Genomic DNA, 14,026 nt, shown 5'->3' on the forward strand with positions numbered 1-14,026 from the left:
GTGTGCTGTATTGATCAGGCAAACAGGTCGCTGGACAGGTAACGGTCACCACGGTCGCAGATGATGCTGACGATCACGCCCTGACTTAATTCCCGGGAGAGCCTCATGGCGGCTGCTATTGCTCCGCCGCTGCTCATACCGCAGAAAATAGCCTCTTCTTTGGCCAGCCGTTTGGTCATGGTCCTGGCCTCTTCTTCAGAGATGTCCATGATGGTGTCTACCCTCGATCTGTCGAATATTTTAGGAAGATAAGCCTCCGCCCATTTACGGATGCCGGGGATTTTAGAACCTTCTGTAGGCTGACAGCCTACAATTTGTACGGCAGGATTTTGTTCTTTCAGGTATTTTGACACACCCATAATAGTGCCGGTAGTGCCCATGGCGCTTACAAAATGGGTGACTTTGCCTGCTGTATCACGCCATATTTCCGGGCCGGTGGTTTTGTAATGCATGCCGTAGTTATCAGCATTGGCAAACTGATTGAGCATCACATACCCGCCTTTGGCTACCTGTGCATTGGCATAATCAATAGAAGCCTCCATCGATTCTTCCAATACCACCCGGGCTCCATAGGCCTGCATGGTTTGCACCCGCTCCAGGGTGGAGTCTGCAGGCATTACCAGTTCTATCTCTATACCAAAAAGATTGGCGATCATCGCCAGCGCAATACCGGTATTGCCGCTGGTAGCTTCTATCAGTCGGGTACCGGAACGGATTTCTCCGCGGTCGAGCGCACCCCTGATCATACCATAGGCGGCCCTGTCTTTTACGCTGCCACCGGGATTGGTGCCTTCCAGTTTGGCATAGATTTTCACCTCCGGGTTCTCCGGGATACGTTGTAATTCCACCATCGGCGTATTGCCAACGAGGTCTAATATTGTTGCCATAATCGGTAATTATTCGTGGTTGCTTTCCAGATATTTATGTTCTGCCTTGTAATAGATCCGGGAGAACGGTTCTACGCTTCTGATCAGCCATACATTGCCCCCAATTACGCTATGGTGGCCTATTATGGTGTCACCACCCAGGATGGTGGCCCCTGCATAGATCACTACATGGTCACCGATGGTAGGATGCCTTTTGCTGCGGGCCATGGTTTTTTCGATACTGAGGGCACCCAGTGTCACGCCCTGGTACAGCTTTACATGCTGACCAATAACGGTGGTTTCGCCGATCACAATGCCGGTGCCATGGTCAATACAAAAGAAGGGTGCTATCACGGCGCCCGGGTGAATGTCTATGCCGGTGCGCGCATGCGCCAGCTCTGTAACCATGCGGGGCAGCAATGGTACTTTCAGCTCATGCAGGGCATGGGCCATGCGGTAAAACGCGATAGCATAAAAGCCCGGATAGGCCCGTATTACTTCGTACAAACAGGTGGCCGCCGGATCTCCCTGAAAGATGGCATTGGCATCTTTTGTCAGTTCGTCATAAATCACCGGTACTTTACTCATAAAAGTACGGCTGATATTACCGGCGCTTTCCGGCAACTGATGTTGCATCGGCTGCAACAACAACTCCAGCTGTATCTCCAGCTGGCGCCCATACTGCTCCAGCAACACAGCATCATCCATCACCTGGCCGGTATGTTCCGGGAATAACCAATTAACAAGGCTGTTGGCAAACTCACTTACAGCGCTGGTTGCGGGGTAAGCATTTGCTGCCGCCAATTGGTGTCTCCGCTTCAGTTCATCCAAAAAATCGTTCATATGCGGAAGGAATTACAGATCTGTATTCGTTTGTATATAAAATTACTCATTTATCCCGTAAAGTTAGTAGACTATTCACGGATTCCGGTATTTTTCCTTTGCTCATGGAAAATTAACAAATATAAACAGTTGATGGATGCAGTAGTTTAATTACTGCAGTGCCCCAAGGCTCCCAAAATCCAAAATTTCCATTTATTTTTGGCGCTGATTGCTACCGGACTATACCAGTAGTATAAATCTCAAATATCACTATGGCTAACATTTTAATTATTGACGACGAAAAAAGCATCCGTAAAACACTCTCCGAAATTCTGAGCTATGAAGGGTATAAAGTAGATGAGGCGGCGGATGGCTTGGAAGGGTTTAAAATGTTCCAGGGGAAACAATACGATGCCGTATTGTGCGATATCAAAATGCCTAAAATGGATGGCCTGGAGTTTCTCGAAAAAGCCAGGGAAATAAATCAGGACGTGCCTATCATTATGGTGTCCGGACACGGGAATATTGACACTGCTGTAGATGCCGTGAAAAAAGGCGCCTATGATTATATCTCCAAACCACCTGATCTGAACCGTCTCCTGATCACGCTGCGCAACGCAATGGACAAAACCAAACTGGTGACCGAAACCAAAACCCTGCGTCGTAAAGTGAACAAGGTGCCCGAAATGATCGGCGATTCTGCGCCCATCCTCAAAATCCGGGAAACCATCGAAAAAGTGGCGCCTACGGATGCCCGCGTACTGATTACCGGCGAAAACGGAGTAGGAAAGGAACTGGTAGCCCGCTGGCTTCACGAGCGCAGCAACCGCGCCTCCGGCCCGATGGTGGAAGTCAACTGTGCCGCTATCCCCAGCGAACTGATAGAAAGTGAGCTGTTTGGCCACGAAAAAGGCTCTTTTACCTCCGCTGTTAAACAACGAATTGGTAAATTTGAGCAGGCCAGCGGTGGTACCCTTTTCCTCGATGAAATCGGCGATATGAGCCTCAGCGCACAAGCCAAAGTGCTGCGTGCACTGCAGGAAGGAAAAATCACCCGCGTAGGCGGTGACAAGGAAATCAGCGTGGACGTAAGAGTGGTGGCTGCCACCAACAAAGACCTGCTGAAGGAAGTGGAAGAGAAAAATTTCCGTCTCGACCTTTACCATCGTCTGAGCGTTATCCTCATCCATGTGGCTTCCCTCAACGATCGCCGCGAAGATGTGCCACTCCTGGTAGACAGCTTCCTCGACAGTGTTTGTAATGAATACGGTATCGCCCGCAAGGCTATAGACAAAGACGCCATGAAAGCATTACAGAACCACAACTGGTCCGGTAATATCCGTGAACTGCGCAACGTAGTGGAAAGACTGGTGATCCTCTCCGGAAAAACCATCACCGTTGAAGATGTGGACGATTTTGTGGTGCCTAACAGAGAAAAGAAAAAAGCAGGTTCCTGAATCTGAGCATATGTCCAGACATTTGTATCTCATTAGTGGCCTCGGCGCCGATGAACGCATGTTCAACAACCTGCGTTTTCCGTCCGGCTATGATATACATCACCTGAAGTGGATAAAACCACTTCCCGACGAGCCCATCAGCAGTTATGCCGCCCGCATGGCAGACGGTATTACGGCCGATGGGCCTGTTTCTCTAATGGGTGTTTCCTTCGGCGGGATCATGAGCCTGGAGATCGCCCGCATCAGGCCGGTCGCACAAAACATCCTGCTCTCCAGCATCAAGCATACTACAGAAAAACCACCCTACTACAACTGGGTGCGCAAACTACGGCTGCATCAGTTGCCCGATTCCGTGCTGTATCAGCGCAGAAGCCTGGTCGTTAAAAAGTTCCTGAACATAGAAACCCCGGAAGAAGGACAACTAGTTAAGGAATATCTTTCCAAACGTGATTACACCTATCTGCGTTGGGCTGTTAATGCTATCCTGCACTGGAAAAATGAGCTGGTACCCGAAAATCTGGTACATATCCATGGTGCCAAAGACCTGCCTTTCCCGATCCGTTTTGTGAAACCAACTCATGTAATCCGCGATGGTGGCCATTTTATGGTGCTTAACCGTGCCACGGAAATAAACCGTATTCTCGACCATACGCTTATCCGTTAACCCACTACTGTCTGCGGGACTAATGCAGCCTATCGGCCAGGTAAGAAAATATTATTTTTAGTTTTAATGGTTATTTCTGTACTATTTAAGCTATTTTTAAGAAAACTTTTCCATTGGAAAAGCAACTCACTAACAACAGAATATTATATTTGCCTTTTTAAGCATCTAATTAAGCGTACTTGAATGAACCTGGCATTTTGGAAAAAAAATAAAGAAGGTCAGCCAAAGAAAAAATCTACGGCAAGAGAATGGTTAGACGCTGGTATCTTTGCTATCATAGCAGCCACGCTTATCCGCACATTTATTTTTGAGGCCTATACGATTCCTACCCCTTCCATGGAAAAGACCTTGCTTGTGAATGACTTCCTTTTTGTAAGCAAGATCAGTTACGGCCCCCGTATTCCAATGACACCGCTGGCTATGCCTTTTGTGCATCATACCATGCCGTTCACCAAGTCTACCAAAGCCTACTCCGAAGCTATTAAATGGAAATACAAACGTTTACCGGGCTTCTCCGATATCAAACGTTATGATGTAGTAGTGTTTAACTTCCCCGAGGGTGACACGGTAGCCATCGATTCACCGGATCCAAGCTATTACAACATGGTAAGGCAGAATGGCTGGCAGGCAGTACAGAACTCCTATCAGATCATTCATCGTCCGGTAGATAAAAGGGAAAACTATATCAAACGTTGCATGGCCGAAGCCGGCGACACCCTCAGAATTGTACATGGGGTGGTATATATAAACGGTCAGGCAGCTCCGGTACCTCCGGCCAGCCAGCACAAATATGTGGTGGAAACCTCCGGTGACCAGCTGAACGGCAGCCGTCTCGAGGAACTGGGTATTACCGGTCCGGAATATACTTTTGACAATAATAAGTTCGTATACAACCTCACTCCGGAAAATGTGGCTGCCCTCAAGCAGTTCCCTATCGTGAAAAATATCACGGTGTACGAAGAGTCCAACTACATCGACTTTAACTACAACATGGTATTCCCGCATGATACGGCCCATTACAAATGGACGGAGGAAAACTTCGGCCCGCTGTATATCCCGAAGAAAGGTGCTACCGTAAAACTGGATGACAGCAATTTCGCGATCTACGACCGTATCATCCGTGTGTATGAAGGCAATACGCTGGAGAAAAAAGATGGTAAGTTCGTGATCAACGGACAGCCTGCTGATTCCTACACATTTAAAATGAATTATTACTGGATGATGGGGGATAACCGCAACAATTCCCTTGACTCCCGTTTCTGGGGTTTTGTGCCGGAAGATCACATAGTGGGCAAGGCCTGGCTGATCTGGATGAGTTACGGCGAAAACGGTATCCGCTGGAGCCGCCTGTTCAGAGGTATCAAATAACCAGTTGAACGAAATATATTTTAAAGTAACTTACGGATCGGCATATTGCCGGTCCGTAGTTGTCTTTACCCCTTTTCTGCCGCCTGTTACAGGCTGTATGCCGGTAAAGGCTATACGTAAATTTTCATGCTTTTCATATGGAAAAACAACAACATCACTTTGACTACTTAGTGTATAACGATATTACAGCCCTGGATGAAAACGATGCGTGGCTGCTGAAAGAGGCCAGGGAAGTGACACATCACGCCTATGCGCCCTATTCTCATTTTCTGGTAGGAGCGGTGATCAGGCTGGCCAACGGCGAAATCGTGGCCGGGTCCAATCAGGAGAATGCTTCTTTTCCGGTAGGACTATGTGCAGAAAGAGTGGCGCTTTCCGCTGCTTCCTCTACTTATCCGGATGTGGCCATCGATACCATCGCTGTCAGCTATAACAATATCAATGGTGATAGCTCCCGGCCTATTTCCCCCTGTGGTGTCTGCCGCCAGACGCTAGCTGAGTATGAATACCGTCAGGACAAACCGATCCGGTTGATTCTGGGAGGCCTCAGTGGTAAGGTATATGTGATCAATAAAGCCAATGACCTGCTGCCCCTGGGCTTTTCTGCTTCAGACATGGATATTTAAATATTTTAATATTTGTATATTGATGAAATATATAAATATTAAAATATTTAAATAATATTATCTTTGCGGAGAAGCCTACATATGATGACCTTTCGCCTTATCCTATGTTTGTATGTTGTGATGCTTATAAGCGCTATCAACACTGCAACAGCAGTGCATCTCAGTGGATGGCGTGATAAAGCCCGTAATCTTTACCGGGAAGGTATTGCTTTCAGGAAATCCGGCCGGCAGGAAGCTGCCCGGCAATGTTTTGCTGCAGCCATCAAAGCCGACAGCGGTTATACTGCTGCCTATAGTGCGCTGGGAGACATTTACTTTGAAAGAAAATCATATGCTGATGCACTTGGCTATTGCCGTAAGGCACAGGAGCTGGGAGCAGCCAATATGAGCAGACAGATAGGGCTGAGTTTTTATTATCTCCGGCAGTATGACAATGCACTGGAAGCGCTGCAACAGGCCAGAAGGGAAGAACCGGGCAATATTACGGTCCCTTACCAGCTGGCACAGTTATATGCTCAACTGGGGCACTACCGGGAAAGCATCAACGCTTATCAGGAAGTACTGTCGATAGACAGTATGCATACCGTCGCCTGGTACGAACTGGGCATGATGAGTTTTAATATGGCCGATTTTGAAGGAGCTGTCCGTTCCTTCGGCAAAGCCGCCGCTCTGGGCTGTAAGCAGGACGCCGTTTTTTTATTTAATACCGGCGTGGCATGGTTACGGCTGGAGCAAACAGACAAAGGGATCGCATACCTGCGGAAAGCGCAGCAGCTGCAGCCCGATGATGAACAGATATTGTTTAATCTGGCACATGCCTGTTACAACAAAGGTGACTTTGATGCAGCGATTGTACAATGGGAAAATGTATTGCGTTTGCAACCTACAAATGCTTTTGTTATGTTTATGCTTGGAAAATCGTATATGGGTAAGGGTGATAGGGAGAAAGGAATGGCATTATGTGATAAAGCCACCGCGATGGATACTACCAGATAACTTTGTTAATAAATATTTTGCCACAGTGTAGAAGGGTTTACAAACGGCGCATCAAGGATAGGCAAGCTCCTTTTTTCGCTGCTGCTTGCTGTGGTATTTTCTTCGGCAGTTTCGGCCACGGTGGCCGCAAGCTGCTAGCGCTGCGGTCTGCAAAGCCCGCAGCGTTTTTTTTAGGTATTGGTTAAAACAACAAAAGGCGCACAGGATCTTAAAGTCCGTTGCGCCTTTGCCGTTATATTCCGTTGTGGGATTACATCCGCTCGGGTACCTGAATACCCAGCAGTTTCATGCTCTGCCGGATAGTATTGGCGGTGAGCGTGATGAGCTGTAACCTCAGTTTTTTCTTGTCTTCATTTTCTTCCCGCAGTACTGAGTAGGTGTATACGCCTTCTACTTTTTCTGCATAGAAAGAGTTGAACACCTGCGCCAGCTGGAAAGCGTAGTTGGCGATCACAGAAGGACTCATTTCGCGGTATGCGTCTGCAAGAATACCGGGGAACTGCTCATTTATAACGATCAGTTCCTTTTCCAGTGGCAGCAGTGCGCCTTTATACTGGTAGTTTTCCAGGCCGGCTACCGGGCCTACTTCTCTTAAAATAGACTTGATACGTGCGTAGGCATATTGTATGAATGGTCCGGTAAACCCGCGCAGGTCAATGGATTCTTCCGGATTGAAGATCATTTTTTTCTTGGGATCTACACGCAGCAGGAAGAACTTCATAGCACCCAGGCCGATGGTTTCGTAGAGGGTGTTCAGTTCTGCTTCCGTGAAATCAGCATGTTTCTGTACTGCTTCCTGGGTTGCTTCTTTGGCGGTGTTCACCATTTCCACGATCATATCATCTGCATCCACTACGGTACCTTCCCGGCTCTTCATACGGCCATGGGGCAGTTCCACCATGCCATAGCTGAGATGGTAGATGCCTGCAGCGGAGGGTTCGCCCAGTTTCTCGAGGATCAGCTGTAATACTTTAAAGTGATAGTTCTGTTCATCGGCCACTACATACACACTCTGGTCCATTTTGTAGTCGCTGAATTTCAGCCGGGCGGTGCCCAGGTCCTGGGTCATGTATACGGAGGTGCCATCGCCACGGAGCAGGAGTTTCTCATCCAGACCGTCGGCGGTGAGGTCTATCCATACGGAGTTGTCTTCTTTTTTGAACAGCACCCCCTTGGCCAGACCGTCGTTAACGAGGTCTTTGCCCAGCAGGTAGGTATCGCTTTCGTAGTACATCTGGTCGAAGTCGATGCCCAGGCGTTTGTAGGTTTCTTCAAAACCTGCATACACCCAGCCGTTCATGGCAGCCCAGAGATGGCGTACTTCATGGTTGCCGGCTTCCCACTGCTGCAGCATGATTTTGGCCTGCTGCATGATTTCTGTTTTATTACGGGACATCTCCTTGATGTCACCCATAATTTTGGAAGTCTTGTCTGCGTCGTCCTTTACTTCAGGCTTGTGCAGGGCAGTGACCAGTTTGGTCAGTTTCTCCACGTCAGCGTTTTCGAAGTCCTGGAAGTCGTTTTCCAGCACCCGGTCAATGATAGGTTCGGCCTGTTCTTTTACTACGGATTCAAACTTCACGTAATAATCGCCTACCAGGTGATCGCCTTTGATGCCGGTGGATTCCGGAGTATCGCCATGGGCAAACAGCTGCCATGCCAGCATGGACTTACAGATATGGATGCCACGGTCATTTACCAGGTTGGTTTTGATCACTTCAAAGCCGTTGGCCTTCAGGATTTCCGCGATGGAATAACCAAGGAAGTTATTACGCAGGTGCCCCAGGTGCAGCGGTTTGTTGGTATTGGGGGAGGAATACTCCACCATGATCTTTTTGCCGTTGGATGGCTGTATACCGATATTTTCGTTGTTGTAATGTTGCTGGAGGAAATCACACCAGTAGGCCTGATTGATGTCCAGGTTAAGGAAGCCTTTTACCACGTTAAAACCGGCAATCAGCTCAGAATGATGGGCAACAAGGTAGTCGCCTATGCGCTGTGCGGTTTCATCTGGTTTTTGTCGGCTGAATTTGGTGAATGGGAAAACAACAATGGTATACTCACCTTCAAACTCAGGTTTAGTCACATTGATAGCTACATCTGCTACAGTGATATCCTGGTTGTAAAGGGACTTAATGGCGGCTACGGCAGCCGTTCTGATTGATTGTACAACACTCATGCTGAAAATGATTAATGCGAGCAGCAAAGATAGTGGTTTCGCGCAGAGGTGCAAAAGGTTACCCTAAAGGCACTTATAACAAAGGCGCAGAGATTTCATAAAATCCCTGCGCCTTTGCGTTACATTGCATCGTTATAGTAGTGTTTAGAACATGTAGAACAGTCCTATTTGTGCTACAGAGTTTTTGCTGTTGCCATTACCGGAATCCTCGATGTTGGTAAGTCCGAAGTTATAACGGCCGGATACGCCCAGGCCCATATCGAATTTATAACCGAAACCTACGCCGATGCCAAAGTCAATACCTTTCATTTGATCTTTTACATCGTATGATTTACTACCGATTTTCTGTTTGGCACCTGCCAGAATACCCAGCTGAGGGCCTGCTTCCAGATAAAATGCCGGTACAATAGAGTATTGCACCATAACCGGGATGTTGATATAATCAGTTTTGACAGTACTTTCCAGCGTGCCCAGGATGGTACTTGTTTTTACCTTTGTACCTTGTCCGGAATACAACAACTCCGGTTGTATGGCCCAGCTTTCATTCAGGGCCAGGTTTACCAGACCGCCGGCATAGAAGGAGGCACGTGTCTTGGCATTATCGGTGTTAGTAAGTTTAGCAAGGTTCAGACCTCCCTTTACACCGAATTTTACGGTTTGGGCATTAACTGCCAGTACAGAACCAATGGCCAGTATACCGGACAGAATCAGTTTTTTCATAATACGATTATTTTTCCTGCCAGCAGATACCAAGAAATATGCCGGATTCTATCAGTGCAGAAAAAACAACGTAACGGGGAATCTTACAAATCCTTCAGCATCCAGCTATCACAGCCAAAATGACCGGTGTTGCCCATAGGTCCTGTCAGGTATCTGAAGCCGAATTGTTCATATACTTTCCTGGCTCTGGCCAGTTCAGGACTGGTTTCAAGGTAACACTGCGTATAGCCGTTTTCCTTGGCAAACTCCATGCATTGGGAGATCAGCTTACCAGCCAGTCCTTTACCTCTGGCTGCCGGTATCAGGTACATCTTCTGCAGTTCGCATACATGTGCTTCTCCGCCATCCAATGGATGTATGCCGGCTCCGCCGAGGATAACACCGTTTTCTTCAGCTATATAATAGATAGCCCTGGGTTTGTTGAATAAAACAGACAGATGGTCGGTGGTCGGGTCGGAATAGGCAGTACCTGCTTTGTTCATTCCGAATTCTGTCAGCGTGGTTTTTACAATGTTGGCGATGGTTGGATCATCGGCTACAACGATGGTCCTTACTGTGATTGTTTCCATAACGTGAATGTACGAGGTTTCGCGCAAAGGCGCAATGCAAGGGGGCTGAAAAGGGAATAAATACAGGAGAGGCCCGGTAGCTACTGTAGACGTGCTATCGGGCCTCTCCTGTACAATATTAATTTTCGAAAGTAGTATCAACTAACCTTTCAAATTCTAGAAGATCGTAAATTCTACTCTTCTGTTTTTCTGTCTGCCTGCAGCGGTTTTATTGCTCGCAATAGGTTGGCTCATGCCATAACCTACAGCTTCAATCTTAGATGCATTAACGCCTTTGCTTACGAGGTAGGTTTTAACGGCTTCAGCTCTTTCTCTGGACAGGGCCAGGTTGCGCTCCTTACTGCCTACATTGTCGGTATGACCACTCAACTTGAGGTTGAGGTTTTTGCGCGTCAGGAGTTCAGCCACTCTGTCGAGTGCCGGATAGGAGTGCGGTTTGATACTGGCTTTGGCGAAGTCGAATTCCAGGTTCTGGATGGCTTCTTTTACGATGCGGTTATCTTCTTCGGTGATCACTATCTTTTCCTCTTTTTTCACCACTACCGGTTCGGGTAGCGGGCAACCGGAGCCATCTACGCGGGTGTTGGCAGGCGTATTGGGGCATTTGTCGAAGTAATCGGATACGCCGTCGCCATCACTGTCTTTCATGAGTCTGTCCATATCTGCTGTAAGCTTCTGATTGGTCTGATTGGCTGCATCCAGTGCGGTGCGCAGCGTGGCCTTCTGGGCTTCCAGTTCATCATAGGTGGTGGCGGCAGGATTGTTCCATTGCAGTTGTGGTTTCCCTTTTTTACCGATGGCAAACTCAAGACCGGCGTAGCCGTAGGAGAATTTATCCTTGTTGGGACCGTGATGGTAACCGTCCAGGTTGTCTCCATCTGTGTAATACATGGTATAGCCCAGGTCAAGGTTGATGAATTCGGATAGCCTGAATTTCAGTCCGGCGCCTACGGGGATAATCAGTTCCTTAATAGTGCCACTGGGTTTATAGTCGAAGGAAGTGCTGCTACCAGCAAGTGTGAGGGAGGGGCTGTATCCGGCAAGGCCACCGCCTACCGAGCCATACAGCAGTACGAAGTTCTTACGGAACAGCCAGTTGACAGTCGTAATATTAAACACGGCATTGAGGGTGGCTGTCCATTTCAGTTTGGTTTCGAAGGAGCTGTAGGGGCTGCTGGGAGGCATGCCGTTACCCAGGTTCTTGCTATTGTCGCCTTTCAGTTTTCCACCAACATAATCGGCCCGTATGGCCAAAAAATGAAGAAGCTGGTATTTCACATAAGCGCCATACCCGCCGGAGGCCTTCCATTTGGTGAAGTCATTACTGCCACCGGTGGCAGCTACAGGGGCCAGCAGCCCGCCATTGACGCCAACAGACCATGTCCTGAATTCCTGAGGACCTCTGAAAAGCTGGACAGTGGGGGCCACAGCGGTCGCGGTAGATTGGTCCTGGGCATTGCTGATAACAGGCATGATAGCCAGGAGGGCACAGGAAGCCCGCCAGATCTTGGATGTGTTCATAAGAAAACGGTTAGGTTAAACAATGATCTTATTTGATAAAATCTGAACGCAGGTGCAGAGATGAATAGCTGCTAAAGGAAGGCGAGGTTAAGAACGGGTAGTTACTTGCTCAAGGTTGGCATATTCGTCATTTTGTCGGGTCAGTGGAATGACTAAATATCCAAATAATCAAATCATTTTTTCAAATATAGGGCAGCAGACTGACATAATTTCATATTTTTTTGCTTGGCATAATCATTGACAAACCTAAGACAAATACGACTTTTAACTTACAACTAAAGGAGAATCTTAATACTATGGGAAAAATAATAGGCATTGACTTAGGAACTACCAACTCATGCGTTGCCGTTATGGAAGGTAACGAACCGGTAGTTATTGCCAATGATGAGGGAAGGAGAACGACCCCGTCAGTTGTGGCATTTTTGAAAAACGGAGAAAGGAAAGTAGGTGACCCTGCAAAGCGTCAGGCTATTACCAACCCCGTTAATACCATTATGTCAGTGAAGCGTTTCATGGGCCGTCATTTTGACGAAGTGTCCAACGAATTAAGTCACGTTAGCTACAAAGTGGTTAGAGGTGATAACAACACCACCCGCGTTGATATTGATGGCAGATTATATACGCCGCAGGAAATTTCCGCAATGATCCTGCAGAAAATGAAAAAAACGGCCGAAGATTACCTGGGCCAGGAAGTAACAGAAGCAGTTATCACTGTTCCTGCATATTTTAACGATGCACAACGTCAGGCTACCAAAGAAGCTGGTGAAATCGCCGGTCTGACTGTACGTCGTATCATCAACGAACCTACCGCAGCTGCACTGGCTTACGGTATGGATAAAAAACATACAGACAGCAAAATCGCTGTGTTCGACCTTGGTGGCGGTACCTTCGATATCTCCATCCTGGAACTGGGCGACGGCGTATTTGAAGTAAAATCTACCAACGGTGATACTCACCTGGGTGGTGACGACTTCGATAAAGTGATCATGGACTGGCTGGCCGACGAGTTCAAAAAAGACGAAGCGGTAGACCTGCACAAAGATCCGATGTCATGGCAGCGCCTGAAAGAAGCCGCTGAAAAAGCTAAAATCGAGCTGTCTTCTTCTTCTGAAACAGAAATCAACCTGCCTTATATCACTGCAGTTGATGGTGTACCTAAACACCTGGTGAAAAAACTGACCCGCGCTAAATTCGAACAGCTGAGCGACAGCCTGGTGGAAAGAACACTGGAGCCTTGCCGTAAAGCATTGAAAGATGCCGGAATGAATACTTCCGAGATCGATGAAATCATCCTCGTAGGTGGTTCTACCCGTATCCCGAAAATTCAGGAAGTGGTAGAAAAATTCTTCGGTAAAAAACCTAACAGAGGTGTAAACCCTGACGAAGTGGTAGCCGTAGGTGCTGCTATCCAGGGTGGTGTACTGACCGGTGAAGTAAAAGACGTGCTGCTGCTGGACGTTACCCCGCTGTCACTGGGTATCGAAACCATGGGCGGTGTAATGACCAAACTGATCGAGTCCAATACCACTATCCCCAGCAGAAAATCTGAAACATTCTCTACTGCCGCTGACAACCAGCCTAGCGTAGAAATCAATGTACTGCAGGGTGAAAGGCCAATGGCTAACCAGAACAGAACACTGGGTCGTTTCATTCTGGGTGATATTCCTCCGGCTCCACGTGGTGTTCCGCAGATCGAAGTTATCTTCGATATCGATGCCAACGGTATCCTGCATGTAACTGCCAAAGATAAAGGCACCGGTAAAACACAGAACATCAGAATTGAAGCTGGTAGCGGTCTGAGCAAAGATGAGATCGAAAAGATGAAAGCGGAAGCGAGAGCCAACGAATCATCCGATAAAGAACAACGCGAAAAAATCGAAAAGCTCAACAAAGCAGACAGCCTCATCTTCCAGACAGAGAAACAACTGAAGGAATACGGCGACAAAGTACCTGCTGATAAGAAAACAACGATTGAAACAGCCCTCAACAAGCTGAAAGAAGCGCACAAATCTCAGGACATCGCTCAGATAGATACTGCTACTACTGAACTGGAAGCTGCATGGACAGCTGCTTCTGAAGAAATATACAAAGCCTCTCAGGGTCAACCGGAAGGCGCTACTGCTGATGCCGGCCAGCAACAAGGCCAGCCTAACGGTGGCGGTGATGGTGTAACTGATGCCGAGTTTGAAGAAGTAAAATAATAGCGTTAGCTATCACATTATAGACGAAGACATAACG

At 47.7% G+C, this 14,026-nt stretch carries 12 protein-coding genes; 6 read left to right on the top strand and 6 right to left on the bottom strand.

All coding sequences use genetic code 11. From position 1 onward, the window contains the following. Positions 1 to 14: 14 nt before the first annotated feature. Positions 15 to 887 carry a cysteine synthase CysM gene (cysM, locus tag KD145_RS26730; protein ID WP_212002868.1) on the bottom strand — a complete coding sequence of 291 codons (873 nt, stop codon included), beginning with the start codon at positions 885 to 887 and terminating at the stop codon, positions 15 to 17. 9 nt (positions 888 to 896) lie between these two features. Further along, complete coding sequence (locus KD145_RS26735; RefSeq protein WP_212002869.1) at positions 897 to 1,709, bottom strand: serine O-acetyltransferase; 813 nt, start codon at positions 1,707 to 1,709, stop codon at positions 897 to 899. Positions 1,710 to 1,960: 251 nt separating this feature from the next. On the opposite strand from KD145_RS26735, the gene KD145_RS26740 reads away from it, so the two are divergent. The 5 genes from KD145_RS26740 (at position 1,961) to KD145_RS26760 (ending at position 6,799) form a co-directional block, all read left to right on the top strand. Further along, complete coding sequence (locus tag KD145_RS26740; RefSeq protein WP_212002870.1) at positions 1,961 to 3,145, top strand: sigma-54 dependent transcriptional regulator; 1,185 nt, start codon at positions 1,961 to 1,963, stop codon at positions 3,143 to 3,145. A 10-nt stretch (positions 3,146 to 3,155) separates the two neighbouring features. Next, the gene (locus KD145_RS26745) at positions 3,156 to 3,809 is read left to right on the top strand and encodes an alpha/beta fold hydrolase (RefSeq protein ID WP_212002871.1); all 654 of its coding nucleotides are present in this window, start codon (positions 3,156 to 3,158) and stop codon (positions 3,807 to 3,809) included. Positions 3,810 to 3,992: 183 nt separating this feature from the next. Beyond that, positions 3,993 to 5,177 (top strand): signal peptidase I, encoded by a 1,185-nt coding sequence (gene lepB, locus KD145_RS26750; RefSeq protein ID WP_212002872.1) that lies wholly within the window; start codon positions 3,993 to 3,995, stop codon positions 5,175 to 5,177. Between the two features lie 137 nt (positions 5,178 to 5,314). After that, positions 5,315 to 5,803 (top strand): cytidine deaminase, encoded by a 489-nt coding sequence (locus KD145_RS26755; RefSeq protein WP_212002873.1) that lies wholly within the window; start codon positions 5,315 to 5,317, stop codon positions 5,801 to 5,803. 120 nt (positions 5,804 to 5,923) lie between these two features. Continuing rightward, complete coding sequence (locus tag KD145_RS26760) at positions 5,924 to 6,799, top strand: lipopolysaccharide assembly protein LapB (protein WP_249219860.1); 876 nt, start codon at positions 5,924 to 5,926, stop codon at positions 6,797 to 6,799. Positions 6,800 to 7,049: 250 nt separating this feature from the next. Here KD145_RS26760 and argS read toward each other — a convergent pair whose 3' ends face one another. The 4 genes from argS to KD145_RS26780 form a co-directional block, all read right to left on the bottom strand. After that, positions 7,050 to 8,978, bottom strand: a complete 1,929-nt coding sequence (argS, locus tag KD145_RS26765; RefSeq protein WP_212002875.1) for an arginine--tRNA ligase — start codon at positions 8,976 to 8,978, stop codon at positions 7,050 to 7,052. 144 nt (positions 8,979 to 9,122) lie between these two features. After that, the gene (locus KD145_RS26770; RefSeq protein ID WP_212002876.1) at positions 9,123 to 9,698 is read right to left on the bottom strand and encodes a porin family protein; all 576 of its coding nucleotides are present in this window, start codon (positions 9,696 to 9,698) and stop codon (positions 9,123 to 9,125) included. Positions 9,699 to 9,781: 83 nt separating this feature from the next. Continuing rightward, positions 9,782 to 10,267, bottom strand: a complete 486-nt coding sequence (locus KD145_RS26775) for a GNAT family N-acetyltransferase (RefSeq protein WP_212002877.1) — start codon at positions 10,265 to 10,267, stop codon at positions 9,782 to 9,784. Positions 10,268 to 10,423: 156 nt separating this feature from the next. Continuing rightward, on the bottom strand, positions 10,424 to 11,788 hold the full coding sequence (locus KD145_RS26780; protein WP_212002878.1) for an OmpA family protein: 1,365 nt from the start codon (positions 11,786 to 11,788) through the stop codon (positions 10,424 to 10,426). Between the two features lie 296 nt (positions 11,789 to 12,084). Between KD145_RS26780 and dnaK the strand changes: the two genes are divergently transcribed. Continuing rightward, positions 12,085 to 13,989, top strand: a complete 1,905-nt coding sequence (dnaK, locus tag KD145_RS26785; protein ID WP_212002879.1) for a molecular chaperone DnaK — start codon at positions 12,085 to 12,087, stop codon at positions 13,987 to 13,989. The last annotated feature ends 37 nt before the right edge of the window (positions 13,990 to 14,026 follow it).

Origin of the sequence: Chitinophaga sp. HK235 (assembly GCF_018255755.1) — a bacterium.
Taxonomy (GTDB): Bacteria; Bacteroidota; Bacteroidia; order Chitinophagales; family Chitinophagaceae; genus Chitinophaga.